At 62.7% G+C, this 26,352-nt stretch carries 22 protein-coding genes and 3 pseudogenes; 12 read left to right on the top strand and 13 right to left on the bottom strand.

Annotated features, from left to right (window positions below; genetic code table 11):
- Positions 1–159: 159 nt before the first annotated feature.
- Positions 160–384 (top strand): annotated as a pseudogene (locus tag AB4Y34_RS20560) (IS21 family transposase); the annotation flags it as partial.
- Between the two features lie 145 nt (positions 385–529).
- On the opposite strand, the gene AB4Y34_RS20555 reads toward AB4Y34_RS20560, so the two are convergent.
- The 4 genes and pseudogenes from AB4Y34_RS20555 to AB4Y34_RS20540 all read right to left on the bottom strand — a co-directional run bounded on the left by AB4Y34_RS20555 (position 530) and on the right by AB4Y34_RS20540 (position 5,571).
- Positions 530–2,071: a phospholipase C gene (locus AB4Y34_RS20555; protein WP_368717033.1), complete on the bottom strand. Its 1,542-nt coding sequence runs from the start codon at positions 2,069–2,071 to the stop codon at positions 530–532.
- 323 nt (positions 2,072–2,394) lie between these two features.
- The gene (locus tag AB4Y34_RS20550; protein ID WP_368717032.1) at positions 2,395–2,781 is read right to left on the bottom strand and encodes a hypothetical protein; all 387 of its coding nucleotides are present in this window, start codon (positions 2,779–2,781) and stop codon (positions 2,395–2,397) included.
- Positions 2,782–2,829: 48 nt separating this feature from the next.
- Positions 2,830–3,063, bottom strand: a pseudogene (locus AB4Y34_RS20545) (IS6 family transposase); the annotation flags it as partial.
- Between the two features lie 120 nt (positions 3,064–3,183).
- Positions 3,184–5,571, bottom strand: coding sequence for a filamentous hemagglutinin N-terminal domain-containing protein (locus tag AB4Y34_RS20540; RefSeq protein WP_368717031.1), 2,388 nt, complete (start codon positions 5,569–5,571; stop codon positions 3,184–3,186).
- Positions 5,572–6,346: 775 nt separating this feature from the next.
- Here AB4Y34_RS20540 and AB4Y34_RS20535 point away from each other — a divergent pair.
- A complete protein-coding gene (locus tag AB4Y34_RS20535) occupies positions 6,347–7,633 on the top strand; it encodes a N,N-dimethylformamidase beta subunit family domain-containing protein (RefSeq protein WP_368717030.1) in 1,287 nt (428 codons plus the stop codon).
- A gap of 96 nt (positions 7,634–7,729) precedes the next feature.
- Complete coding sequence (locus tag AB4Y34_RS20530; RefSeq protein WP_176380479.1) at positions 7,730–8,395, top strand: trans-aconitate 2-methyltransferase; 666 nt, start codon at positions 7,730–7,732, stop codon at positions 8,393–8,395.
- A 145-nt stretch (positions 8,396–8,540) separates the two neighbouring features.
- On the opposite strand, the gene AB4Y34_RS20525 is transcribed toward AB4Y34_RS20530, so the two are convergent.
- The gene (locus AB4Y34_RS20525; RefSeq protein ID WP_255208863.1) at positions 8,541–9,578 is read right to left on the bottom strand and encodes a glycosyltransferase; all 1,038 of its coding nucleotides are present in this window, start codon (positions 9,576–9,578) and stop codon (positions 8,541–8,543) included.
- 578 nt (positions 9,579–10,156) lie between these two features.
- Here AB4Y34_RS20525 and AB4Y34_RS20520 point away from each other — a divergent pair.
- The 3 genes and pseudogenes from AB4Y34_RS20520 to AB4Y34_RS20510 form a co-directional block, all read left to right on the top strand.
- Positions 10,157–10,301 (top strand): annotated as a pseudogene (locus AB4Y34_RS20520) (IS5/IS1182 family transposase); the annotation flags it as partial.
- 252 nt (positions 10,302–10,553) lie between these two features.
- Positions 10,554–10,709 (top strand): hypothetical protein, encoded by a 156-nt coding sequence (locus AB4Y34_RS20515; protein WP_255208864.1) that lies wholly within the window; start codon positions 10,554–10,556, stop codon positions 10,707–10,709.
- A gap of 81 nt (positions 10,710–10,790) precedes the next feature.
- Positions 10,791–11,435 (top strand): amylo-alpha-1,6-glucosidase, encoded by a 645-nt coding sequence (locus tag AB4Y34_RS20510; RefSeq protein ID WP_368717029.1) that lies wholly within the window; start codon positions 10,791–10,793, stop codon positions 11,433–11,435.
- Between the two features lie 26 nt (positions 11,436–11,461).
- Here AB4Y34_RS20510 and AB4Y34_RS20505 read toward each other — a convergent pair whose 3' ends face one another.
- From AB4Y34_RS20505 to AB4Y34_RS20495, 3 genes are all read right to left on the bottom strand, one after another.
- The gene (locus tag AB4Y34_RS20505) at positions 11,462–11,848 is read right to left on the bottom strand and encodes an MAPEG family protein (RefSeq protein ID WP_368717028.1); all 387 of its coding nucleotides are present in this window, start codon (positions 11,846–11,848) and stop codon (positions 11,462–11,464) included.
- Positions 11,849–12,038: 190 nt separating this feature from the next.
- Positions 12,039–13,721, bottom strand: coding sequence for an alkaline phosphatase family protein (locus tag AB4Y34_RS20500; protein ID WP_368717027.1), 1,683 nt, complete (start codon positions 13,719–13,721; stop codon positions 12,039–12,041).
- Positions 13,722–14,051: 330 nt separating this feature from the next.
- Entirely contained in the window at positions 14,052–14,456 is a 405-nt protein-coding gene (locus tag AB4Y34_RS20495; protein ID WP_368717026.1) for a DUF427 domain-containing protein, read from the bottom strand.
- A gap of 340 nt (positions 14,457–14,796) precedes the next feature.
- Here AB4Y34_RS20495 and AB4Y34_RS20490 point away from each other — a divergent pair, with 340 nt between their 5' ends.
- Entirely contained in the window at positions 14,797–15,783 is a 987-nt protein-coding gene (locus tag AB4Y34_RS20490; protein WP_368717025.1) for a hypothetical protein, read from the top strand.
- A 52-nt stretch (positions 15,784–15,835) separates the two neighbouring features.
- On the opposite strand, the gene AB4Y34_RS20485 is transcribed toward AB4Y34_RS20490, so the two are convergent.
- The gene (locus AB4Y34_RS20485; protein WP_368717024.1) at positions 15,836–16,378 is read right to left on the bottom strand and encodes a DUF4142 domain-containing protein; all 543 of its coding nucleotides are present in this window, start codon (positions 16,376–16,378) and stop codon (positions 15,836–15,838) included.
- A 161-nt stretch (positions 16,379–16,539) separates the two neighbouring features.
- Here AB4Y34_RS20485 and AB4Y34_RS20480 point away from each other — a divergent pair, with 161 nt between their 5' ends.
- The 3 genes from AB4Y34_RS20480 (at position 16,540) to AB4Y34_RS20470 (ending at position 20,762) form a co-directional block, all read left to right on the top strand.
- Positions 16,540–17,571, top strand: a complete 1,032-nt coding sequence (locus AB4Y34_RS20480; RefSeq protein WP_368717023.1) for a glycosyltransferase family 4 protein — start codon at positions 16,540–16,542, stop codon at positions 17,569–17,571.
- 406 nt (positions 17,572–17,977) lie between these two features.
- Complete coding sequence (locus AB4Y34_RS20475; RefSeq protein WP_176380485.1) at positions 17,978–18,199, top strand: DUF2795 domain-containing protein; 222 nt, start codon at positions 17,978–17,980, stop codon at positions 18,197–18,199.
- Positions 18,192–20,762, top strand: a complete 2,571-nt coding sequence (locus tag AB4Y34_RS20470) for a glucose/quinate/shikimate family membrane-bound PQQ-dependent dehydrogenase (RefSeq protein ID WP_368717022.1) — start codon at positions 18,192–18,194, stop codon at positions 20,760–20,762. The genes AB4Y34_RS20475 and AB4Y34_RS20470 overlap by 8 nt, the downstream gene beginning before the upstream one ends.
- A 38-nt stretch (positions 20,763–20,800) precedes the next feature.
- Here AB4Y34_RS20470 and AB4Y34_RS20465 read toward each other — a convergent pair whose 3' ends face one another.
- The 3 genes from AB4Y34_RS20465 to AB4Y34_RS20455 are packed head-to-tail and all read right to left on the bottom strand — an operon-like array spanning position 20,801 to position 23,343.
- Positions 20,801–20,908, bottom strand: a complete 108-nt coding sequence (locus AB4Y34_RS20465; protein ID WP_368717021.1) for a DUF2474 domain-containing protein — start codon at positions 20,906–20,908, stop codon at positions 20,801–20,803.
- A 1-nt stretch (position 20,909) separates the two neighbouring features.
- Complete coding sequence (gene cydB, locus AB4Y34_RS20460; RefSeq protein ID WP_368717020.1) at positions 20,910–21,926, bottom strand: cytochrome d ubiquinol oxidase subunit II; 1,017 nt, start codon at positions 21,924–21,926, stop codon at positions 20,910–20,912.
- Positions 21,907–23,343: a cytochrome ubiquinol oxidase subunit I gene (locus AB4Y34_RS20455; protein WP_176380487.1), complete on the bottom strand. Its 1,437-nt coding sequence runs from the start codon at positions 23,341–23,343 to the stop codon at positions 21,907–21,909. Before AB4Y34_RS20455 ends, cydB begins: the two co-directional genes overlap by 20 nt.
- Before the next feature lie 138 nt (positions 23,344–23,481).
- Between AB4Y34_RS20455 and AB4Y34_RS20450 the strand changes: the two genes are divergently transcribed.
- Together AB4Y34_RS20450 and AB4Y34_RS20445 are read left to right on the top strand one after the other, a co-directional pair.
- Positions 23,482–25,299 (top strand): HAD hydrolase family protein, encoded by a 1,818-nt coding sequence (locus tag AB4Y34_RS20450; RefSeq protein WP_368717019.1) that lies wholly within the window; start codon positions 23,482–23,484, stop codon positions 25,297–25,299.
- A 101-nt stretch (positions 25,300–25,400) separates the two neighbouring features.
- Complete coding sequence (locus tag AB4Y34_RS20445; protein WP_176380489.1) at positions 25,401–25,688, top strand: hypothetical protein; 288 nt, start codon at positions 25,401–25,403, stop codon at positions 25,686–25,688.
- A gap of 31 nt (positions 25,689–25,719) precedes the next feature.
- On the opposite strand, the gene AB4Y34_RS20440 is transcribed toward AB4Y34_RS20445, so the two are convergent.
- Positions 25,720–26,319 carry a hemerythrin domain-containing protein gene (locus tag AB4Y34_RS20440; RefSeq protein WP_368599214.1) on the bottom strand — a complete coding sequence of 200 codons (600 nt, stop codon included), beginning with the start codon at positions 26,317–26,319 and terminating at the stop codon, positions 25,720–25,722.
- Positions 26,320–26,352: the final 33 nt, after the last annotated feature.

Raw genomic sequence — 26,352 nt, 5'->3', positions numbered from 1 at the left:
CGGGCCTGGCGATCTACGTCTCAAGAAGCCACTCGCGTTAAAGGAGTTGCTGCGCGGGATAGATGAAATAAGCGTGGCCACAAAATGGGATGGCGGATCAGGAATGACCGTGCTTGCTGTCGTTTCGGACCTAGCGGTTTCTATGCAGTCCACGGGAATCCAAAGTATCCGAAGCGCACCAGTCCCAGTGTCATCGATGACTGGGCTGCGCAATTGACGGGTTGGCTCCGGGCGGACAGTCATCGACCGAAGCGTGACCGGCGCACGGCGCGCTTCATGTTCGAGGCAATCCGTGAACAGGGCTATGCCGGCAGCTATGGCCGTGTCAGCTCGTTCGTGCGGCGCTGGCGCGAGCGGCACGCCGAAGCGCCGCGCAAGAAGGCCGACCACCTTGTCTTCGCTGGCAATAAAATCGAGAGGTTCGAATCGTCCGATGCCGGCTCATAGTCAGGACCTTTGTTCAGGCGGATGATGATTGAGCCGCCGAGATGCGTGCGAGGACTGATGCCGCCCGCACGCATAGCCGCAGTTACTGATCGAACGAAGCGATCTGGCCCGTGCGGTCGTCGAGAATCAGACGTCCCGCACGCGGACCATGGTCAAAATCGAAGAACCCGTTCAACGACCCCGCAACCGCATCCGCGGAACCGCCGCCGATAGGCTGCAGGTTCCAGTTGTGTTCGACGAAACGAATGATCGACGACTGGTCGGTCACCTGATGGTCGATGTAGTTGGTCCTGGCCCACGGCGATATCACCAGCAGCGGCAGCCGGGGGCCGTAGCCGCAGCGCCCGTTCTGGGTACCGCTTGCAGGATCGTTGGCCTTTGGCTGACCGCAGTTTCCGGGCGGGAGAAGCTGGTCATCCAGCACGTTGGACTGGAAAACGATGGGGCCCATCACATGGTCATACCATCCATCCGAGTCGTCGTAGGCGACGATGACCGCGGTCTCACGCCACTCCGGTGAATGCATGAGGGCGTTGATCAAATCGACGACAAACATCTGTTCGTCCAGCGGATCCGAATATCCGGCGTGGCCGTCCTGGAACGCTCGTGCTTTGAGGAAGCTCACCGCCGGCAGGTTGTGATGCGCGATCGCTGTGTAGAACCGATGCAAATCGTATTGATGATTGGCCTGATCCAACTTGCCAATCGCGGCATCGGAACTCGGTGGCAGGTGCTGCGGATTCTGCGTGCTCTTCCAATACTGGAAAAACGCATGATGGGGGATATAGTCGACGACACTGGCGCCGGCGACGTTGTTATGGGTCGCCGCGCAGTTGTCGAAGCCTCCCATGAACGCGCCCCAGGTAAGACCAGCGGAATTCAACCGATCGCCAATATTCTCACCTGACATCGTGATCTGAGTGCGCTTGGGATCGGAGCACTTGTCACCGGCCGGATCCGGATCGCCAATGACCGCTCCGCTGGTGCCGCCATTGGCAATGTTGCCGCTCGTCAGAATGTTGTTGGTGATCGTTCCCATGTAAGTCGTGCCGGCCACGAGGTTGAGAAGACCGGGCGTTGACGGACCGAAACTCGTTCCGAACGAGTTATCACTCATCGCGTAATGCTGCGCATAGTTCCACAGCGCGGTGACAGTGTTGCCGTCGTAGTAGCCCAGTGTGCTGTTCGGACCGAGTATCGCATCGTTGCAACTGTGCGTGAGGAAGCGATCCATCAATCCACCGTGAAACGCGAACTGTTCGTCGCTGTAGCCGTGATCTTGATCGCAGGTCACGGGTACGCTGCGGTCAATCCGGAACGGATTCTGGCCGTTGGGATTGTTGGTCAGCAAGCCCGCGCTCAATAGCGTATTTGGCCTTGGCGTATCTTCCTTCGGGTTGCCAAAGTAGCGCGTGCCGTCCGTGTTTGGTTTCGCGTGCGGATAGGTGCCGAAGTAGTGATCGAAGGAGACGTTCTCCTGAAAGATCACGACGATGTGCTTGATAGGCGTTCTGGTGGAGGATTCACTATCGGAACGGGCGGGTGTCGAGAGCAGCAGTCCACTGCTCACCGCAGTTACCAACAGTGCGGCAAGGGCAATTCGATTTGGTTTCGGCGTTTCCATTTTGGGACTCCTTCAGATTCATTGCCATTCGACAGGATTGACCATCAAGCGATTTGTTGAGGACGACACGGCAGTCAGCTTGCGAAACTGCGATGGAACCAGCGTGAGAGGCTCAAGTCAGCGTAATCAGGCGGAATGGCATTTTGGTGACGCTGCTTCAACATTTTTGCGTACCCAGTATTCACAGCGTGGCGCGGTGGCAGTCAAACGTCAGATCAAACCTCGTCTAACCATTGCGGTTCCGAGCTTCGGGTATGACCTATCTCTACCGGCGTTCGTGAAGCGGCTGCACCGTGGCCGGCGCGCACTCGTTGCATCGCTCGTCAGCGATTGCGTAGGAAAACTATGCTTTTCATCAAATGAGGTGCGCAGGCTAACCCCGCGAACGGCTGCCGAATAGCTGCACAGATTCGGATCGAGGCCACGCGCTCGATGTCGTCCATCTCGACAGTTTGTCGGGAGGATTTGGTACTGCTGTCGATATCGCCGAACTTCGGCCGGGTGGCTTCGTGGCGTCCGCGCGCTATCGGGAGTTCATCGACCGACCACCCGCGTTTGAGCGTGACGTGGTACAGGAAGCGCAGCGCCGCGGTGGCCACCAGCAGCGTGCTGGATGAGCGCCGCTGGACTTCAATGTCCGCTTCACTAGTCGCTTGCGCAGCGCGCTCAAGTCGTATTTTCCCCAGACGCTCGACTGGTTCGATCGGCACTGTCAACTTGATCGACGTCGTCGATGGTGATCCATAACGCACTGCGGCTCAGAAGACATTCGACGGAGTCTGGGTGACATTGGTAAATTCGCGCCACGCGACGAACCGGGCCGCGAGGTGTTTACGATAGAGAAAAACGCGCAGCCCATGTGGTTCCAGTGCGAAGTGCTGCCGGATCGGACCAAAGCTCGACAGGAAGGCCTGCGTACGCTTCGGGTCGCGAAAGCCTCGCATGCGCCGCTCGCGCTCCCGCGTGGGTTGATGGCCGTTCTCTGCCCGGTTGAACTCGTCTTCGACCTTGACTGACCCGATAGGCAGTCGTGGCGCGGCTGCTGGTTGACCCACTACCGCCACAATGCAACAGGATGACTGTTCGCTGATGGTTGTGGATAGCAGCCGGTCTCATTGCGCCAGTTGCCACTGCAATATCGGATGCGTCGCTCCAACGGGCATCGCCCAAACACCGCCTGGGCCAAAGTTGTATGTCGAACCGAAGCTGGACGGCGTGCTCATCTGCATAGTAGTCAAGCCTTGAGCGTTACCCAGGTTCGCGCCCAGGATCGTGGTGCGGACGCCGACTGGCGCGCCTGTCGTTTGCGTATCCCAGTAGACATCGTTTGTGATGGTCCCCGGGGAAGACGCGATGTAATTTGCGTTGTAATCCGCGATGCCGCCCGGCCCGCCCGCAGGTCCGGATGGCTGGTCAATCTTGCCGGTTGCGAACGACTGACTGATCGTGCCTGAAGTCCCGCCAACTAACCCACCCCCGCACGCATTGACGGTGTCACATTGCGGCTGCACATGAACTGTTCCAGTCGCATAAGACTCTGTGATAACGCCAAAATTGTAGCCGACCAGACCGCCCGCTCCTTGAAGATGGGTCGAGGTGACATCGCCCGATGCGAACGATTGCCGGATTACGCCGAAGCTGTTTGTTCCGACCAGGCCTCCCGTCGCTGAATCAGACGAAACGTCGGCGGTGCTTGACGAACGCGTGATCGTGCCGTCGAAGTTCAAGCCCACAAGTCCTCCAGTTGAAAGACGGCCGATTGAAGTAACACTGCCGCTTGAATGCACGGATGCGATCGTGCCGTCGTTCCTGTCTGCGAGAAAGCCCGCCCAGGCGTCAGACTTGGGCAAGTTGGCAGTGCCCTGAATGTTGAGGTTCCGAACGACGCCCGAAGACCCGATGTCCCCGAAAAGCGATTCAGATAACCAAAGATTCGAAATCGTGTGTCCCATGCCATCAAACTGGCCCGAGAACGAAGCCACGGTCGGACTCAATTCACCGGGCGGGGGCGTGGCGTCGATGTCCCTGCCGAGCGTGTAGTTGCCTGAAGGGTTGAAGTTAACTGCCCCCAGATCGGAGACGGTATTCACCAGCGCATAGGCGGTAACTTGCGTCACCAGACCACTGTCTGGAGCGGCAGACCATGTGCTGTTTGAGAGAATGTTTCCCGGTAAGTATCCACCAGCTATGTCATGCAATGCACTCACGATGCCCGTGCTGCGCGACCAGTCGATCGTCCCGTTGTTGTTAACGCTGCCACCGTTGTCGATGCCGGCTGCGTCGCCGCGCAACGTCAGGTTGCCCGCACCGGAGTTCGCGATGGTCGTGGCCGTCGCCACCGACACGTCGTGATACGCGGCGAGCGTGAGCGAAGCCGGACCGCTCCAGCCCAGGCTCGAAGCGACGCCCAGATCGCCCGTTGCGCCGTTCGCGCCTGTCGTCGTGACATCGATCGACGTGCCCGCGTTCAGGCTGCGCTGCAAGGTGCGCGCGGCGGCGTCATCGATCGTGAAAGTAGGCGTCAGCAGGTTCCATTGGCCCGCGTGAACGGCTGCGTGCTTGCCGAAGGCCAGTTGTGCCGCTTGCGTGTCGACCGTTCCGCCGCTGCCATCCGCGTTGCTCGCGGCGATCTTGCCGTACTGCTCGACACGGCCGCCATCGGCGACGAGCCACACGTGGCCGTGACGATTCGCCGTGCCCGTCGCACGGATACGCGTGCCGCCGCCCGCGAGCGCGTAGACGTTGCCGTCGGCTGCCTGCAGGCTGACCTGCGCGGCGTTTATGTGCCCTCTGTTGATCACGGTGCCCTGACTGCCCGTCTGCACGAACACCTGTTTGCTGCTGCCCGAGTCCTGTAATAGCACCTGTTCGCCTGCAGCCAGTTCGGCCGTCCCGTTGGGTGCTGAGATATTGCCGGCGTTGATGACGGCGCCCCGCGCGATCAGGAACACATCGCCGCCGCTCGAACTGATCTTGCCGAGGTTGATCACGCTTGCGTCCGCGTCGCCCGACAGCGTAATGGAGCCACCGCCCTGCATGAACGCGTCGTCGCAGACATCAAGGGTTGACGCGACGAAACGGCCACCGGTGCTGATCACGCCCGAGGGCCCCACGACGATGCCCTGCGGATTGATCACATACAGGCTGCCCGTTGCACTGAGCCTGCCGAAGATGGCTGAGGGCGAGCCGCCCTTCACGCGGTTCAGCGTCGCGCCCGAGCCGTTGTCGAACGCCACGCTGTTGTTCCTGCCGATGGAAAAACTGTTCCATTCGATCACGCCACGCGTCGAACCCGGTTGGGTAACCACGAGGCCGTTCCCCTGGCTTGCTATCGTGCCGGTGCCGGCCACGTAAGCGCCGCCTTGTGGAAGGGCGCCCGCCGCGAGCGTCGCATGTGCAAAGGACAGCCCGGTAATTGAAATACCGATGACGAGCCCGATGCGTGCGATTGACTGCCGACGATGCAGTGCGCGTCGCGCGGGCCGTTTTGGACGTGACATAGCCCCCCCTTTCCGCGTGGGACGCGGAATGGCTGCCGACGACCAGCAGAGCCGACCGGAAACGCATTAGTCGCAGCGTCTGAAGAATAGCCGCTGGCGTCGCAAATGTATGCCGATATCTCTGCGTTTTGTGCCTTCTTCGGCTTTTATTCTGTGCGCTCGTGGGCGCTTGGCGCGTAGCGGCATCTCCGGATGCTTTTACGAAATCAACGCGAAACTGCAGTCGACTGTGATACGTGCTGTGGACAGTCTATGGCGACGGACGATACCGGCATTCGTGTCCCAAAGGCCAAGGACCATTTGCAATGCGGTGCCGACGTCTGAACGTCCGTCTAACGGGAGGGGCGAATGTCGCTTGATGGCGTTGAACAGCCCGGTGATCAAGCATTTCGATGTCACTCGGCGCATACCGCGTATCTTATGTCGCATACCGTGTAATTGAAAGCGGAGCGCGGGCGGTATCATTTTGCCAATTCCGAACAGACCCAAAGGGCGCCCAAAGCATTCACGTCGCAGTGAGTAACCCCGCGTCAAATTGGCCCGGTGCGGGACATGGTTGCCACTATGACCCGCCATCTCGTCCACGTGCAGCTTCGTCAAAGATCGGAGAAAGTGATCGATGAGGTTATATCCGCTCGCGCCCGCCTACGATGCCGGCGGCATTTTCGAACTCGCCGTCGAGCCAGGGCGCCGCTTTTCTGTTGCAATCTACCGGCAAGGCATCGGAGAAGCGCTCGAGTTCCACTGCGGCATCCTTGTAGAGGACCGCGGCGCGATGGATTGCGACAGCGTGAGTGGCCAATGGGTGCTGACTTCGCCGCGCGGACGAACCGCAACGCGTTGCGACGCTGCATGGCGGTGGCCGAGCTTCCGGTTTCGCTTCGATCGAGCCGATGCGACGTCGGGGGTCTATGTCGCGGTGGCTCACGAGGTGCGCGCCAACGGCGAGCCCGTGCGCCCGCTGGGGCGCAACTGCGCCGCGCATGAGCCTCTATACGGGCTGCCGCCGGACAGCAGAAGTATGGCATTGTTGGTCGCGCGCCCTCCGCGACCATCGGCGTCGGTCGCTTACATCGTGCCTGTCGCGACGTATCAAGCGTACAACTCGATCGGCGGCGGCGGTTTTTATCACGATCCCGTTAGACGTAAGAAACCTGTCACGACCGTGACCCTGCTAAGACCAGGTGGCGGCTTCGGGGCGCAGTTCGGCGAGCCTGCCGACCCCTATGAACCTCGGTCCCCGCGCCAACAGTTCCCACACTGGGACGCGAAGTTCGTGCGCTGGCTGCAGGCGAAGAACATTGCTTGCGACTTCTACTCCGACCTGGATCTCGATGATGGTGACCGGCTTGATCTAACCCAGTATCGCTGCGTGCTTAGCGTGGGTCATCATGAATACTGGAGCAGGCGCATGCGTGACAGGATGGCCGGCTTCATTGCAAACGGCGGACACTACGCGATCTTTAGTGGAAACACCTGCTATCGGCCAATCGAATTTTCGCGCGGCAGCCCTCATGCTCCCGAACTGCGCGTGACTCGCCTCGCGGAAAATTGGCCCGGTCACGACGAAAGCGACCTGATCGGGCTCAGTTATGGTTATGGCGGCGGCTGGTGGGGAGAATGGCGTCTACTGCGTGGTGGCTGGATCCGGCGCGAGCGCCCAGCAACCGGATTCCGGGTCGAGGACGCGAGTCACTGGGCGCTCGCCGGTACGGAGTTGAACAACGGAGACATTTTTGGTGCCGAAGATCGTCTGGTGGGCTACGAAGTAGACGGCTTGCCGCCGAACCCCAATGGTTTCCACGTGCTTGGCATGACAAGCGCGCTGAACGGATGGGACGTCGGCGGACGCGGCGTATTTGGCGTGCTGCAGCGGGCGGGTGGAAGAGGAGTTCAGCCGGGCATCGTCTTCAACGCAGGCACGACAGATTGGGCTCGCGTCCTCATGGATCCGCACGCCGAAAGTCATGCTGTCGTCGACCGTATCACCAGCAACGTCTTCGAACGCTTGCTGGCCAATCCGAGCAATCGCGACAGACAGTCCGTTACAGCACAGGCTTAATGACGATTCTGCCGCGCACCTGAAGTCGCGCGGGGATATCGGGTGCTGGCCTGAAGAAGCCGCGTAGCGTCAGTTGTTTTGACATGAGAGCCGACCATGCTTGATCCGACAGATAGAAGAGGAGTGTACGGATTCCTCGGTAAAGCCATCAAGTGGCCTGTTAAAAGGTTTGTTCCCCCAGCGATCAAGGCCAGGATACTGCCGGCTCACAGCGTCTCAATCTCGGATGCGACGTGGAATCAGGCGTACGGCTCGGGCACCTGGGATTATCTGGGGACGACGCAGGAGATTGCCCGCTATAGCGTGATCGCCGGGTATTGCAAGCACCTGAAACCCGCCGCGCGAGTGCTCGACGTTGGATGCGGCGCTGGCGTTCTTGCAAGTTGGCTTTCGGGCGCCTCGATTTCTAGCTATTTCGGCGTCGATCTTTCCGAAGTCGCCATTGAGCAGGCCCGCCAGGCGAATATCGATGGAGCGGAGTTCGCCGTCGCCGATGCCGCTACCTTCGAGCCTTCGCAGGTATTCGACGTCATCGTCTTCAACGAGATGCTTTATTACCTGGAAGAACCGGAGGAACAGATTCGTCGACTCGCGCGCTATCTCGCGCCCGGTGGGCTATTGATCGTCAGTATCTGGTATCACGACGACGGAATACGGACGTGGAACAGGTTGAAGGCGGCCTTCGACGAACTCGATCGTGTCCGTATCACACACGCGTCGACGCGGTTCAAATGGGACGTGGCCGTGCTGAAGTTGCGGTAAATTTTGCACGCATGTATCTGATCAAATGCCGCCCTGAGCGGCCGCCTCGAGCCACGCTGTTCTGGAAAATCGCAGGCATCGCCCGCGCCCCAAAGGGCGCCCGCACCCTCCGTTGGGGGCGTGCCGGCATCCGTCGCGTCTCAGCTCAAAGTCCCAAAGTCACGGCGCGGCGTTTGTTTCTGAGTACGAGAAAGTGAAAATGCTTCGCAAGGAATCGCGCGGCGCAACTGAGGACCCAAGGGTGATGCATTGTGTGCCGAAAGGCTTGTGCGAAACGCCTTTCACGAACTGCCTCGGTGACATCGACCCAGCGAAGCTGGGTTTCGAGGGTTCGCTGCCGATGCGCACACGCGTGGGCCAACCTTCCTGACAGCGCGTGCGATGCGCGGAAACGCGCGTTTGCTTCGAGCATGCCTCGAAGCGCCCGTCGATCCGCTGACTTGTCTGTGGAAAGCGAATCATCACGTCTGCGATAGTGGTAACCCATAGCCGGATAGACGACCATTTCCGCGTCGTGCCTGACCAACATGCGCAACAAAAGATCGAAGTCTTCGGCGGAGCGAACCCGCTCGTCATACCGAAGCTCGGACAGCAGTTCGGTTCTGATCATGGGCTGCAGATAGCCGAGTTGCGGCGCTTTGACAAGCGCAACGGCATCGACGGTCCTCGCGGTCCGCAGGCCAAGCAGCGAATACCCGGTCAGCGAGCCGCTTTCGCTCATGATGAGCAAGTCGTCCGCTACAATGCCCGCGCCGTCCGATTCGGCCCTTGCGAGCATCGACTGAAGGCGTCCGTCCGCAAACACATCATCACTGTCGAGGATCGTGATCCAGCGTCCTCGCGCACATGCCAGCGCACGGTTGCGCGCGACCGAGGGCCCCGCGTTGGAAGAAGATGTGAGGAGAACGATACGTGGGTCGTTAGCAGCAGCGGCGCGGACAATCTCAGTGCTGGCGTCGGTTGACGCATCATCAACAACGATCAGTTCCCAATCCGCGAGGCTCTGTCTCTGGACCGACCTGATCGCCTCTCCGATCCAGTTCTCGCCATTGAAGTTGGCCATCACGACAGTGACAGAAGGTGCCAACGCGGAAATGCTCGTACGATTCGCGGTGGCTGGCTCATTGTCGTCGAAACCGCTTTGAAGTGCCGCCGATGCGAGATTTTTGCCCTTTAAGCTCATAGTCATGGTTCTGACGCAAGTTTGCAAAGATTGTCGGACAGCGTTTTGCTGAAGTCGGGATAGGCGGAAATAGCGCGGGCGATGCCGTATCGCACCCCAAAGCGGGGGTGGAGGTTTTCCAGATCGACGGGTTGCCTGCGACGATGCCCTCGCAGTCGGACAACCCAAGTAATAGAGGCAAAGCCCCGCTGAGTCGACAGATATTTGGTGGTCTCGGTGCGCGCCCCCACATATAACGATCGAATGGTGCGGGTTTGTCCTGGATAGGTGTGTCAGCACTGCGGATGGCAATGAACAGGCCGAGGAATCCTGTGAGATCCTGCCAACACCACGGCGGTTTTACACGAAGGCCAGATGAAATCTGACCGTCCTGGCGCGGCCTGAACATATGCAAAACAGGTCGAAGCCAATTTAACGCAGAAGCCGAGTGAAGCGCCACTTTCCATATGTAAGTAGTGTAAGTGGCAGTTGAAACGCAACAGCGAACGTCGCATTCGGGTTGATTCTGTTGAAAAACCCGCCCAAGAAGCGAGATTTTGGCTATCCTGGAAGACATCGATCGACGGGAGTGCATCGTCATGATGGGTCAACAGGCAAGCGGTCAGGATAGGCTCTTCTATTCATTTAACCCTGGACAGTCATGTCCCGCATAACCACCTTCTGCGTGGGATCGATCATCGGTTCGACGCTGATGACCTGCGCCGTCACCTTGCGCCGTTCTACAGGTTGCATCAGACTTTGTGATAGTTGGTAGCGCGTCGTGCGGCGGTGGAATGGGAAGACGGCGCTGATTTACTCGCGGTTCGCGCGCGGCACGCTTACAGCGCTCGGCGCACGACAAGCCACGAAGCGTGACGACTTTCGTGACAGCGGATCGACAACTATGGCGATCGTGACGGCGACGGGTTCCAGGAGTACGAGACGCGTTCGACGAACGGCCTGAAAAACCAGAGCTGGAAAGATGCCGGTGATGCCGTGGTGTACCCCGACGGCATGCTCGTCAAAGGACCGAAGGCGCTCTGCGAGCTGCAAGGCTACGTGTATGACGCATGGCTTCGTATGGCCGCGATCTACGACCTGCTCTATGACAAGCGCCGTGCATCCACGCTGCGCGCGAAAGCCGCCTACTAGTACGAGCGATCCAATGACGCGTTCTGAGACGAACGCGCCGGTTTCTACGCACTATGCCTCGATGGCGACAAGCAACGGGTGATGAGCATCGCCTCCAATCCGGGCCACTGTCTGTGGTCGGGAATCGTTCCGCCCGAGCGCGCGAGCCGAGTAGTGCAAAGACTCATGAAGCCGGACATGTATAGCGGATGGGGCGTGCGCACACTGTCGTCGAAACATCCGGCCTTCAATCCGCATTCTTATCAGAAGGGCGCCGTGTGGCCGCATGACAACGGACTCATCGCCGAAGGGTTCAAGCGTTATGGTTTTGCCGGCGAGGCAGGACGGATCGCGAAAGACATCTGCGATGCAGGCGGCTATTTCGCGCTGAACCAGTTACCCGAGCTATTTGCAGGCCTCCAGCGCACGGAGGCGAGCTTTCCGGTGCAGTACATGGGCGCAAATGTGCCGCAGGCATGGGCCGCGGGATCGATTTTTTCGCTCGTGTATGCGATCCTGGGTCTTCAGCCCGACGCGCCGCGCAGGCAACTGTACGTCGACCCGGTGCTGCCCCCCTGGATCGACACGCTGACCTTGCGAAACCTCAAGGTAGGCGCGCAGATATTCGATATCCGGTTCACGCGAACCGACGGAAGCACAGAATGCGAAGTGTTGAAAGGGACTAGCAAAAGCGCGAGCCGGCGCCCGATTACGAGTTGGCGCGACGAGCTGGCTGCGGGCCTTTGATTGCGGGCGTCGGTCCGGACCGTGCCTCAGCTCATCAACGCCAAACACAATGCAATCCCTGCGCCATAAGTCCCAATCGCACCGACGAAGCGCAAAGGGTTGGGCTTCGCCATCGTCGAAAATGCGACAAGCCCTACGACGAGCAAGCAACGGCACAAGGTCGCGATGACCATCAGCGACACCGTCACCGTGGACGGCGATCTCGCGCCCAGAAAGAGAAATAGCACCGCCAGAAACGGCGCGTATTCCGCTGTGTTGCCATGCGCCCGAACCAGCTTGTGCAACAGGTCGGCCGGATCGTCGGCACAGCCCGCAGTGGTGCGTTCGCGAAAACGCATCATCGATACCGACAAGCCGAGGCCAAATAACAGCAGCCCCAGCACCGCTACGCATCCGAGAGCAATGTTGTTCATGGCAGCGCGGCTCCTTGTCAGGCGATCGACGCGCGCCTGTTTGGCGAAAATCAGGCGGCTCCCATTCTCGCACGCGCCGGCACGCGAGGTCCGCGCGGCTGGACCCCGGCAAAAAACGACCGCGCCGCGATCGTTCCAACACCGATCGCGGCGCAGCTCGCTACTCGAATACGTCGACTACAGTAAGCACTCAGTCTTCGCGATCGAACTCCGGCAGCGGACGCGTTCCTTCAATCGCGACCGAATGCAGCAGCTCAGGCTTCAGATCGAGCAGACGCAAGATCGTCGGCGCGACCTGCGTGGTCAGCACTCGCTCGTCGTTGACCTTCCCGGCATGATGCGCATGAGGCACGTACATCACGAGACCGAGATGGCTGTCGTCGGGCGCGTTGCCGCCATGCTCCTCGTCCTTCGACTTGCTCGACGTATAGATGACGCCTGGGTTCGGCTGAACGATGATGTCGGGCGTGCGGCCGCGCGACGGATCGCCGAACCGGCTCGCCAGTTGCGGGCCGGACAGGATGTACGCCTGCGGACCGTCCGCGCAAATCCCCGGCGCGTTGCAGCTCAGATTGTCTTTCAGCGTCTTCACGACCGCGGCCGTCTGGCTTTGATCGCGCAGCCAGATCAGACCGACGTCGTCGGTCTGCACCATGCCGGTGCCGACGAGCCCGGTGCCATCGTTCAGGTTGCCGCTCGTCGTAGCGTTCTGCCCAAAAGCGCCGCCCGAATCCAGATAGTTGTTGGCTTCTAGCAGCTTGGTCAGCGTATCGCCGTTCTTCACCAGCTTCGAATGATCGGTCGGCGACTGGCCATGCTTCGCGGTCACGATGATCGCCGTCGACGAATAGAGATTGCGTTGCTTCAGTTCGGACACGATGCGTCCCAACGCGTCGTCGATATACGCAATCGCACCGGCCACCTGCGGACCCGGCGTGAAACTCGCATCCAGATAGCCGCCGCCCGACACGACCGTGGCCTTCTGCGCGACGCTCAGCGTCTGGAAGTTGGCGCCGAACACGGTCGGCACCGCGACGTTCTTTTGACCAGTCGAATCCTTGCCATCGATTTCATGGATCAGCGATTGCACATGGTAGTTGTCGAACTTCTCCGTGTGCGTGTACGTGTCGAGATAGTTGGTATTGGTATCCGGATCGATCGAATTTATTTCGGTGCGCGCAAGATCGTCGACACCCGTGCCGGACGGTCCGTTGAGCCAGTCGTAGCCCCACGCGTGTTTATCGGCCCACGCGGTGCGCGCGCCGTTCACGTTGCCCTTGATCACTTCGAAGACCGTGTTGGTCTTCAGATAGTTGTGCGGATAGACGGGCGTGCAGACGCCATTGACGAGCGCATGCGGAATCGCCTGCGGATTGAACGCGCCGCCGCCGTCGAGATGGATCAGCGCGCCGCCGTTCTCGCCGTCGATGCCGGTGGTTTCATCGAACACGACATTCCAGCCGGTCGGGCCCGTGCAACCGGTATCGGACGGCGCATAGAGCGTGCGGTCGTAGGAGACGTCGTAGAACAGGCCCGCGGACTTCGGCGAGCCGCCGGTCACGAGTGCGGCGAGGCCCGGAAACGAATCCGACAGTCCCGGTGTATGCGCGTTCGTGTACGTGGTGCCTGACTTCGCGAGCAGCGCCAGGTTGGGGCAGGTGTTCGCGCCGATGCAACGCGCGACGTCCTGCTCATGCAGACCGTCGAAGCTGATCAGCAGCACATGCTTGACCGACGCGCGATCGCGCTCGTGATCGCGGCCGTGATCGTGATCGTCGCCGGCGGTCGCGACTGCCGAGTACAGCCCGGCGAGCAGTGCGACGGCGGCGCACATTGCGCTTTGCTTACGCTTCCATTTCGTAATCGGTTTCATGTCTCGTCCTTTGCTTGACAACGAATTTGGGTAAAGCGGGACGAATTTGAACCGTAAAAAAGTCATTTACGTGACCTTGGTTTTTTTATTTGGCGATACTTAAGTCTTAAGGTCTTGTTAAGCTCGGTGTGATCCGTTCGACGCGCGGGCACTGTGAATCGGCTTCGATTCCGCGCGTGATCCGCGCGAGTCGTCAAGCATAAAAAACGGCACGGGTTATCGCAGTCCGTGCCGTTTCGTCGGTCGGTGGTCAAATGCCGCGAGGGCGTGGCGGAACAGGGACCGCCACGCCGCGCCGGATTGCCGGGCAAATAACCCGCGCGAGTCCGCCTAATGAGCGGCCGGCTCCTGCGTGATGGAATCCACGCGGTCAGGGTAGAACGCGAGATGTTCGCGGATCGACGCGACAGCGTCGTAAGGGTGCTCGTAGGTCCACACCGCGTTGGTGCCGCGCTCGCCGGCCGATGGAATCGAGAAGTAGGCACAATCGCCTTTGTATGGACAATAAGTCGCGTGCGCCGTGCGTTCGAGCCGGCTCATGTCCACGTCCTTTCGGGGGATGTACAGCACGGCCGGATAGCGGGCCTCGCGCAGCGTCAACGCGTCGTGTGTATCGGCGATCACCTGGCCGCCAGCCATCACGATCACGCGTGCGCGGTGCTGCTCGATCGTGATTGGATGGTCCGGGCCGGGGATCTTGACGGGTTTGTCGTTCGGGACCGAATGGGTGGACATAACGATGCTCCGTGGGGAAGTGGGTGGTGTCCCTTGCCCGAGCGCCAAGGCAAGCGACTGAAGATATGCCCGTATTGCCGTACAACTTCACTTCGGGTATTTCTATACATACTAGCGCAGACCTTCCAGGTGCTGTGAGCGGCGCAACGCCCGCCGGAGTCGCATCGACTGCGTGCACCAGTTTCAGTGCAGCGGAATCGCGACTTCGCGGAAGACGAACACAATTGGCCGACTGACAGGAGTGCATGATGCTGGTTGGATACGCCGTGGGTGAGCGTGCAAGTGAGCCTGCAAGTCAGTCTGCAATCTCGTCGTCGACACATGGCGAGGTTGTTTGACTATGCCGGCACTTCGGAAGCGTTGGTCGCTTCGCGCATTGGGCGCCGGTGCCGCTGTGCCTTTGAGCCTGCTGTCCTGCGCCTCGCACGCGCAGGTCGTGCCGGGGCAATTGTCGAGCAATACCGTGATTGGCGGCAATGTAAAGCAGCACGCGGACGCTGTGCTCGCGATCATGAGCTACACGACGGTTCCGGACGTCACGACCAGCAACCTGTCGGTCAATAACGGCCTGACCGGTAATCCCGGCTTCGGGCAGACCCAATTCGGCGGCGGCTTCACGCTCAGCAGGTCGTTTCCGTTGTACATGGAGGGCACGCTCGCCTACAGCCGCTACGATCCGGTTTTCATCGCCACGGATGGCGCCCAGCAGCGCGCGGTGCCCACCAGGTGGAACACTTTCAGCGGCACGGTCGGCCTAGGCTGGGATTTCCGCATCACCGACGAATTGGCATTCCGTCCGATCCTGAACGGTACGATCGGGCGCGTGTCGAGTGACCTGAAGGTGGGGCAGACGCTGTTCAATCACGTCACCGACAGCAACCTGCAGTTCCTCGAGAGCGGCTCGCTAGATGCCTACGGCTATGGCGGCTCCCTGATGCTCGACTACGAGCACTACCGCGAAAACTACGAAATCGACGCCGAATTGCGGGCGACCGATATTTACCTGCGCAGTTTCGGCGGTTCATCGCAAGCCGTTCAGGGCTCGGCCACCGCACAGCAAGTGAGCCTATGGACACGCTGGCGCGCGCCCACCGGCTGGCACGCGTTGGACCGGCCAGTCCGCTATGTACTCGAAGCCGCTTACTCGCACTATTTCGGCGACAGTGCCGGGGTGCTGGGTTTCAACGACCTCACGTCGCTGGGAGTCGGCCTCGAACTCGATAGCAGCAGATATCCCGTCATCGTCACCCGCACGCGAGCGATGGTGCGCTACGTGTTCGGTCGCAACGTGCACGGCGTGTCGTTCGGATTCGCGATGAGTTTCTAGCGCGGCCTGCTTTACCGGACTACACGAATGGCGCGGGTACCTGGCTTCGGCGTTACTTCGTCACCCCCTTCTTCGTCGCGAGATCCTGCGCCATCTTGTAGTGTTCCTCGATGGTCGGCAGCGCTTTTTGCGCGGCCTTCTTCAGATCAGCGTTCTGGCCATCCGAGATTTCTTTCTTGAATGCGCCGAGCGCGTCCTCGTGTCCCTGCAAGCCGACCTTCTGGATATACGCCTGATCGAATTCCTTGCCATGCAGGCCCTTCAGCGAGTCCAGCACCGTGGTGTCGGAATTGTCCTTCGGCACCGCGACGCCGTGTGGCGCAGCCATCTTCAGTTGCGCCGTGAGCTTCGTGTGATCGAGCATCATGTGATGCGCGAACGATTTCACATCCTTGTCGCTGGAGTTCTTCGTCGCGAGCTTGGCCGCGTCGATTTCGGTCGACGACGACATGCTCGCCGCCTGCACGAAGTCCTTGTCGGCCTGAGGCAGCGGATTGGCGCTCGTGGTCGAGGCGGCCTCGGTTTGTGCGCCGGCGATATGAGGGATAGCGGCAAGCCCACAGCACAGTGCGGCAATGGCGGTAACGCGCTTCATGTTTTTCTCCTCTACGAAGTGGAACGGGATGAAACGAAGCGGGACGGATGACACGCTTCGGTCGACACCCCGCAAGCGCCATACCATCGTTCACCGCGCGTCAGGAATGATCGATGCTCGACGACCGTGGTCTGCACGGCGGAACAACGACGGAGGCTCGCATGCGCATCGCGCAAGTGTCGACGCTCTACGAGCGCGTGCCCCCCGTCGCCTATGGCGGCACCGAGCGCGTCGTGTCGTGGCTGACCGAGGCGCTGGTCGAACTCGGCCATGAGGTCACGCTGTTCGCGAGCGGCGACTCGCTGACGCGCGCGCATCTCGTGTCCGTCTATCCGCGGCCGCTGCGCGAGCTCGAGAACACTGCCGACCCGCAGGCGTTTCATGTCGCGATGCTCGAACGGGTCGTGCAACGTTCGGCCGACTTCGACATCGTGCACTTCTATACCGACTACACGAGCTTCCCGTTCGGCAGGCGGCTCGGCTGCGCGCACGTGACGACGCTGCATTGGCGGCTCGACATCCCCGGTCTGGAGGCGCTGTACCGCGAGTTTTGCGACGTACCGCTGGTATCGATCTCCGACGCGCAGCGCGCGCCGCTGCCGCAACTCGCGTGGCAGCGCACGGTCCATCACGGCCTGCCGCGCGAGCTTCACACCTTCAGCCGCACGCCGTCCGACTACCTGGCATTCGTCGGCCGCATCGCGCGGACCAAGCGACCCGATCTCGCGATCGAGATCGCGCGCCGGGCGAACGCGCGGCTCGAAATCGCGGCCAAGATCGACGACGGCGATCGTGTCTACTACGAGCACGAGGTCGCGTCGCTGATGCGGCAACCGCATGTGTGCTATCGCGGCGAGCTGGGTGGCGGTGACAAGGATCGCTTCATCGGCGCCGCGCGGGCGCTGCTGTTTCCGATCGACTGGCCCGAGCCGTTCGGGCTCGTGCTGGTCGAGGCGCTGGCGGCGGGCACACCGGTGATCGCATTCGACCGCGGCTCGGTCCGCGAGATCATCGACGACGGCGTGACCGGCTTCATCGTCGATAGTGTCGACGAGGCCGTCGATGCGGTGAACCGGATCGGCGAGCTGGACCGCGCGCGCTGTCGCGAAGCCTTCGAGCGGCGCTTCACCGCGGCACGCATGGCCGACGAGTACATCGAGGTGTACCGGAAGCTGTTGGCGTCGAAGCGTTGAAGCGCAACGACGCCTGCGCGAGCGTGGATTTTTTCTAACGCGGCACGCCATTCTTGACCAACGCCATCGGCTCTGACGGCTGCTGAGCATGGGACAGATCCACGGGTCACGCGGCCGCTGGGTGCACGCGCGCAGCGGCCCGAGCGGATCGCGATCGGCGAGCACGAGTCGGGCAGACCGTTAGCGCGCATCGCAGCGCGCAGCCCGGCGTCCTACAGGCACGCCGGATGCGAAGGCACGAGCATCCGCGCGTACCCGAAGCGATGCCCGGCACGGATGTACAGCCGGAGCAGCAGCCGGTACGCGACACGCCGGACGTGCAAGCACCGGGCTCGGCGCCGCCGTGACGCGCCCCCCCCCGGCCAGCACTTGATCTTCCTTCCACGCAACCCATCAGGGGAACGAAATGACCAACTCCCGTTCGACCACGGGCGAGCGCCCGCTGAACCCGTTCATCGACGTGCAGAAAGCGCTGAAGGGCGCTTCCTATCCCGCCGACAAGGACAGCCTCATCGAAACCGCGAAAGCCAATGGCGCCGATGACGACGTGCTGCAACGGCTCCAGGATCTGCCCGACCAGCAGTATCAGAGCCCCGCCGACGTCTCGAAGGGCGTGGGCAATGAGTAGCCCGCAAACTCCATCGCCGCCCCCGCCAGCTCAGGGCTCGCCGGCGACCCGGTCCCCACGTGGAGCGCGGCTCCCGGTCGCGCTCGCGGTGCCGGGCGTCGTCTTCGTCGTGATTGGCGTGCTGCTCGCGATCGGCGGTATCCGGCTCGCGATGCTCGGCGGCTCGTGGTATTACCTGGTCGCCGGCATCGCGATCGCGGCGACCGGCGTGCTGCTGTGGCTGCGCCGGCGCGCTGCGCTGTTCGTGTTCGCGATCGTGCTGTTCGCATCGACGATCTGGGCGGTGGTCGAGGCGCGCTTCGATTTCTGGCAATTGTTGCCACGTCTTTGGGTGTGGGTTGTGCTCGCGATCTGGCTGCTGCTGCCACCGGTGAGCAAGCGGCTCGCGCTCGGGCCGCCCGCCGCGCCGCGCGAAGGCGTGCTGCCGCTCGCGGGGGCGGTCGTGCTCGCGGTGCTGCTCGGCATCGTCACCGCGTTCAACCACCCGTACGATCACCCCGGCCAGCTCGAAGTAACGTCGGCAGCGCCTGCCGACGCGCCGCTTGCCGGCGACTCGAATCGCAAGCCGGCGGACTGGAGCGACTACGGCGGCTCGCCGCTCGGCCAGCGCTACTCGCCGCTCGCGCAGATCACACCGGAGAACGCGGGCAAGCTGAAGGAGGCATGGCGCATCGAGACCGGCGACAAAGCCGGTCGAGGCGACCCGACCGAAACCACCTACGAAGACACGCCGATCAAGGTCGACAACAAGGTGTACGTATGCACGCCGCATAGCATCGTGATCGCGCTCGACCCCGCGACCGGCCACGAACTGTGGCGTTACGACCCGCACATCCAGAGTCCAATCGGCAGCTTCAAGCACTGGGAGCATATGACCTGTCGTGGCGTGTCCTATCACGACGACGCGCTCTATCCGCCGCTGCCGGCCGCCGCCGACGCCGCGCGCACCAGCGCGGCGGTAGCCACCGAGAGCCCGGCGAGCGCGGCGGCGGCGGGCCAGGGCACGGTGCCGGCGCCGGTGCCGAACACGCCGCAAGATCGGGCCGCAACTGCAAGCGAGTGCCCGCGCCGCATCTTCGTGCCGACCGCCGATGCGCGCCTGATCGCGCTGAACGCCGACACGGGCGCGCTGTGCCCGCACTTCGGCAACAACGGCGTAGTCGACCTGCGCACGCACATCGGGCCGTTCACGCCTGGTGGCTACTACTCGACGTCGCCGCCCGCCGTCACGCGCGACCTCGTGATCATCAGTGGCCACGTGACCGACAACGAATCGACCAACGAGCCGTCCGGCGTCACGCGCGCGTTCGACGTGCACGATGGTCATCTCGTATGGAACTGGGACGCTGGCAATCCGGACAAGACGCAGCCGATTGCATCGGGCCAGATCTACGTGCGCAACTCGCCGAACATGTGGTCGGTGTTCTCGGTCGATGAGAAGCTCGGCATGGTCTACCTGCCTCTCGGCAATCAGACGCCGGACCAGTGGGGCGGCCTGCGCACACCGGCTTCCGAGAAGGTCGCAGCCGGCATCGTCGCGCTCGATCTCGCGACCGGCCGGATGGTGTGGAACTACCAGTTCACGCACCACGACCTGTGGGACATGGACGTCGGCGGCCAGCCGTCGCTCGTCGATCTGCAAACCGCGAGCGGCGTGCAACCGGCGATCGTCGCATCGACCAAGCAGGGCAGCATCTACCTGCTGAACCGCCAGACCGGCAAGCCGATCATCCCGATCACCGAACGTCCGGTGCCGGACGGCGCGGCGCCGGGTGACCACACGTCGCCGACGCAGCCGTACTCGGCGCTGAACTTCGCGCCGCCAAGGCTGCACGAGCACGACATGTGGGGCACCAATCCGTTCGATCAGCTGTGGTGCCGCATCAAGTTCAAGTCGTTGCGCTACGACGGCATGTTCACGCCGCCATCGGAGCAGGGCTCGCTCGTGTTCCCAGGCAACTTCGGCGTATTCGACTGGGGCGGCGTGGCGGTCGATCCGGTGCGGCAGGTGCTGATCCTGAATCCGAGCTATATGGCGTTCACGTCGAAACTGGTTCCGCGCGCACAGATCGGTTCGAACAGCGGCGAACAGAAGGGCAGCGAAACGAGCGGCATCAAGCTCGCGCTCGGCACGCCATTCGGCTTCGAACTGAACGCGTTCCTTTCGCCGCTCGGCATTCCGTGTCAATCGCCGCCCTGGGGCTACGTGGCCGCCGTGGATCTGCGCCAGGGGCATATCGTCTGGGAGCACAAGAATGGCACGATCCGCGATAGCGCGCCGCTGCCGATTCCGATGCCGCTCGGCGTGCCGAGCCTCGGCGGCATGATCACCACCGGCGGCGGCGTCGCGTTCCTGTCCGGCACGCTCGACTACTACCTGCGCGCCTATGACGTGCGCACCGGCGCGCGACTGTGGCAAGCGCGTCTGCCGGCCGGCGGCCAGGCCACGCCGATGACCTATGCCGACAGCAACGGCAAGCAGTACGTGCTGGTGGTAGCGGGCGGACATGGCTCGCTCGGCACGAAGCAGGGCGACTCCGTGGTAGCCTATACGTTGCCGTAGTCGCGCCGCGGTAATCACACTGCAAGCGCGCGCCACGCTCAATGCGTGGCCGCGCGCAGCAGAAGCTTCAACACACCCGCCACCGTCGCGACCGCGACGACGCCGGCGAGCCACAGGCCGGCGAACCGCGCAAGGCGGCGCCACATGTCAGTGGTACCCCTCGCCCGCGCGCATCTTTCCCTTGAACACCGAGTACGCATACACGGTATAGCCGAGAATCATCGGCACCGTGATCGCGGCGCCGACCAGCAGAAACAGCAGGCTCGCACGCGGCGCTGCCGCCGCGCGGAACGAAATCGACGGTGGCACGAGGTTCGGATAAAGACTGATCAGGAGCCCCGCGTAGCACAGCACGAAGATGCCGTACGCAAACAGCAGCGGCAACAGATGGCGGCGCGCAGACAGGCTGCGGAAAAATCCGAAGGCAAGCAGCACGACCAGCACCGGTACCCAGGCGGTGAACAGCAGGTCCGGCCAGCGGAACCAGCGCGCCGTCAGCGAGTTGGGCAGCATCGGCGTCCATAGCGTGACCACCACGATCAGCGCGAGCACCGCGACGGCCATCGTGCGCGCGTGTCGCCGGCAACGCTCGTGCAACGGACCTTCGGTGCGCCAGATCAGCCAGCACGAGCCGAGCAGCGTGTAACCGGCCATCACCGCGAGACCGCACAGGATCGTGAAGCCGGTCAGCCAGTCCCACCAGCCGCCCACATAGGAGAACCCCGAGACCTCGATACCTTGCAGCAGGCCGCCGAGCACGAGCCCCTGGCACAGCGCCGCGAGCGCCGAGCCGCCGAAGAACGCGGCGTCCCACCATGCGCGGCCGCGACCTATCGCGCGAAAGCGGAATTCGAAAGCGACGCCGCGGAATACCAGCGCGAGCAGCATCGCGATGATCGGCGGATAGAACGCCGGCAGAATCACCCCGTAGGCAAGCGGAAACACCGCGAACAAGCCGCCGCCGCCGAGCACGAGCCACGTCTCGTTGCCGTCCCATACCGGTGCGATCGAATTCACCATCACGTCGCGGTCGTCGCGGTGGTGCTCGACCGCGAACAGGATGCCGACGCCGAGATCGAAGCCGTCGAGCAGCACGTATGCGAGCACCGCGAACGCGAGGATCGCGGCCCATACCAAAGCGAGATCAAACGTTCCTGTCGTCATCGGCGTGACTCCTCGGAGTTGATGGGACGGACGGTGCCTGTGCTGGGCCCGGTGTGATGCCGGCGCTGCGATGCGGCTTGTCCTTCGCGGGGCCGGGCGTGTCGAGCGTGGGCGTCGCCGCCATCAGCCGGAACAGAAAGACCACGGCCGCGCCGAACACGATCGCGTACACCACGCCGAAGCTCGCGAGCGATACCGCGACGCCGGGCGCGGCGATCGGTGACACACTGTCGGCCGTCCGCAGCAGACCGTACACCGTGTACGGCTGCCGGCCGACTTCGGTGACGGTCCAGCCGCACAGCAACGCGATCAGACCAGCCGGCCCCATCGCGACCATGATCCGCTGCATCCAGCGCGCTTCGTACAGGGTCCTTCGATAGCGCAACGCGAGACTGCCCAGTCCGAGCAGCGCCATCAGGATGCCGAGTCCGACCATCACGCGAAATGCCCAGAACACGACCGGCGAGAACGGGCGCTCGGACGGCGGGAACGATTTGAGGCCGGCGATCGAGCCGTCCCAGGTGTGCGTCAGAATCAGCGCGCCGAGATGCGGTATTTCGAGCGCATAGTCGGTCGTCTCCGTGCGCATGTTCGGGAACCCGAACAGAATCAACGGCTGACCGGGACGCGCGAGCCAGTCGCCTTCGAGCGCGGCGATTTTGGCCGGCTGGTGCTTGAGCGTGTTGATACCGTGCTGGTCGCCGACCACCATCTGGATCGGCGCGACGATGCAGGCCATCCATAGCGCCATCGACACCATCAGGCGCGCGCAGACATTGCGCGAATCGCCGAGCAGATGCCAGGCGCCGACCGCACCGACGAGGAACGCGACGCTCAGATACGCGGCCAGCACCATGTGTACGAGCCGGAACGGAAATGACGGATTGAAGATGATGCGCAACCAGTCGGCCGGAAAGAAGCGTCCGTCGACGATCGCATAGCCCTGCGGCGTCTGCATCCATGAATTCACGGCGAGAATCCAGAACGCGCTCATTAGCGTGCCGATTGCGACGAGCACGGTCGCGAGAAAGTGCAGACGCGGGCCGACGCGTTTCATGCCGAACAGCATCACGCCGAGAAAGCCCGACTCGAGAAAGAAAGCGGTCAACACTTCGTAGCCCATCAGCGGCCCGACGATCGGACCCGCGCGAAACGCAAAGCCCGCCCAGTTGGTGCCGAACTGATACGACATCACGAGCCCCGACACGACGCCGATGCCGAACACGACCGCGAAGATCGTCAGCCAGTAGCGGTAGACGGCGAGATATACGGGCTTGTGGGTGACGAGCCATGCGCCTTCGAGCACGGCGAGGTAGCTCGCGAGACCGATCGACAGCGCCGGAAAGATGATGTGGAAAGCAATCGTGAAGCCGAATTGCATTCGCGCGAGGGTCACGGCATCGATGGGCATGGACATCAGGGTTCCTCGGGGCAGGCTGGCGGCGGCTCCGCCGCTTCGACACGACCCGCAGCAAGCACCATACCGTTGGGCGCGGGTCACGGGGTACAGCGCTTGCTGAGCGCACGCATGAATCGATCGAAGGAGTCGTGCACCATGCGATTTTTTGCGCTCGCAACCGACTACGACAACACGCTCGCCAGCGACGGCCGAGTCGCCGATTCGACGTGGGCCGCACTCGAACGCCTGCGCGCGTCGGGCCGTCACGCGATCCTCGTCAGCGGACGGGAGCTCGACGACCTGCTCGCGATCTGCCCGCGCATCGAGCTGTTTTCGCGCGTGGTCGCGGAAAACGGCGGCGTGCTGTATTGCCCGGCCGATGGCGCGCGCCGTCTGCTCGCACCCGCACCGCCGGAGAATTTCGTCGCGGAGTTACGGCGGCGCGCACCCAACGCTTTCAGCGTCAGCCAGACGTTGGTCGCGACGATGAAGCCCCATGAGCATGTCGCGCTCGATGTAATTCGCGACCTCGGGCTCGAATTGCGGATCATCTTCAACGGCGACGCGGTGATGATCGTGGCGCCGGGCGTGTCGAAGGCGAGCGGTCTGAGCGCGGCGCTCGCCGATCTCGAATTGTCGCCGCTGAACGTGGCCGGTATCGGCGACGCGGAAAACGACCATGCGCTGCTCGACGCGTGCGGCCTCGCGGCGGCTGTCGCGAACGCGTTGCCGGAGTTGAAGAAGCACGCCGATATCGTGACGGGCGGCGTCGCGGGCGCGGGCGTCGCCGAACTGATCGACGCACTCGTTGCCGACGATTTGCGCAGCATCGCCGACGCGTCGCCGCGCAATCGCATCGTGCTCGGCCCTCGTTGTGATGCGCCGGACAGCGAGCCGGTGTCGTTGCCCGCGTACGGCAGCGTCGTGCTGCTCGTCGGTGAATCGGGCTGCGGCAAGTCCACCGCGACGGCGGGCCTGCTCGAACGGCTCGCGGGCGCGGGCTGCCAGATGTGCATCGTCGATCCTGAAGGCGACTATGACAATGACGATGCGACCTTCGTGCTCGGCGATGCGGGCAATGCACCGTCGATCGACGAGGCGATGCAGTTGCTGCGCCGTCCGGCGCGGCCCGCCATCGCGCTCAATCTGCTGCGGGTGCCGCCGTCGGATCGGCCGCTGTTCTGCGCGAATCTGCTGTTGCAGGTGCAGCGTCTGCGCACGCGCACCGGGCGGCCGCACTGGCTCGTGTTCGAAGAGGCGCATCACGTGTTTCCCGCGCAATGGGCCGGCGCGAACCAGGCGATTCCGGATGCGCTGGAAACGGCGCTCGCGGTCACCGTGTCGCCGGAGCAGTTATCGCCGGTGTTGCTGCAGCAGGTCGGCACGGTGCTCGCGATGGGCGACGGCGCGCATGCGGCCTTGCAGCGCTTTGCTGCGGCAAGTGGACGTGAGCCGCCAGCGTCGAGCGGCGACGGGGGGCAACTCGCCAAAGGCGACGCGCTGTTATGGCGCGTCAGCGCCGCCGCGCCGCCGCAGCTCGTGCGGCTCGAGCCCGGTCGCAAGGAAAAGCGCCGGCATCGTCGCAAGTACGCTGAGGGGCTGCTGATTCCCGAGCGCAGCTTTTACTTTCGCGGCGAGCACAACGCGCTGAACCTGCGCGCGCACAACCTCGTGCTGTTCGTCGAGATTGCCGAGGGTGTCGATGCGGCGACATGGCAGTTTCATCGCCAGCGTGGCGACTATTCGCGCTGGTTCGAACAGCAGATCGGCGACGCGGACCTGGCCGACGAAGCACGCGGCATCGAGCAGGACAGCGCGCTCGATGCCGCGCAAAGCCTTGCGCGCATCCGCGCGGCGATCCACGCGCGCTACACCCAACCGGAGAATCCTTCGCTGCCCGCGGTGTTGACAGGCTCGCCGCAAAGTCGCGACGAGCCCGACCCGCATCGGTCCGACACGGATCAGCGGCCGTGAGGCGGGGATTGCAACGCGACGCGCGCGCGGTCCGCGCCAGGCACGCGCAATGCGCATCTCCGCTCAAAACGGTCCGATGCAACGGACCGAAGGAGCCGAACATGCGTGTGCAGGCGATAGAGATGGCCGACTTCCTCGTAAGCTGGACCGTCATCAGAGATTCGGAAGGTGCTTTCCAATGGATCGTGCTCGTGACCGAGAGGGGTGGCGGACATGGCACGGTCTTCGAGCGACGCGGGACGTGTGGCCACGTGTCGTGGGGCGACGCGCAGGACATCGCGGCCGAGAATGCGCGCCGCGTCGCGGCCACGCTCGTCGACCCGGGCACGCTCGACAAGACGAAACAGCGGCGCGCGCGGACGCCGGCGGCGCCCGGCGCGAATCGTTGATGCCCGCTTGCGCCAGTCGTTCGCGCATCCGCTACTCATATTGACGCTGCGTCCGTGCCGCGCGACGCGACCTCGGCAGGCTGCGCCGCAACGCGAGCAATAAGGTCGATCCCAGTAGCAGCGTGGCGATCGGAAACGTGCCCGCCGCATTCATCGCAATGTTCATCGGACGCTCTCCGAGCAACTGCATCCGGCGGCGCGTCATCGCGGCGCCGAGCGACTGCAGTTCGTTTTTCAGCACGCGCTCGGCGTCGGGCAGCAGGATGGTTTCCTCGTCGGCGACGTGATGGGCGACTTCTCGGATCAGTTGAAGAAACAGCCCGTCGTACGCGGCGTTTTCGGGGCCCATTGCGCGCAGCTTTGCGATCGTCGCGCGCATCTCGTTGTGCTCGGAACGACTTTTCGTCAGTGTCTCGTCGTTGCCCAGCGCGCGGTCTAGCGCCGGGTAGAAAATTTCTTCCTCCAGTTGCGCGTGGATTTCAAGCGCATCGCACACGCCATTGACGATCGCGCGTTTTCGCCACCACGGCGTGGACGCGTGGTATCGGTGCGAAGCGGCGAGCACGTGCATATGGTCGAGGCGGATCATCGACGTAATCGACGGCGACAACGATGAGGCGTCATTGGACATGGCGTTTCTCCACGGAAAGGGTGCTCGCGGATA

Origin of the sequence: Paraburkholderia sp. BR10954, from assembly GCF_040965775.1 — a bacterium.
GTDB lineage: Bacteria > Pseudomonadota > Gammaproteobacteria > Burkholderiales > Burkholderiaceae > Paraburkholderia > Paraburkholderia youngii.
This window is presented reverse-complemented; position numbering and strand designations above follow the sequence as displayed.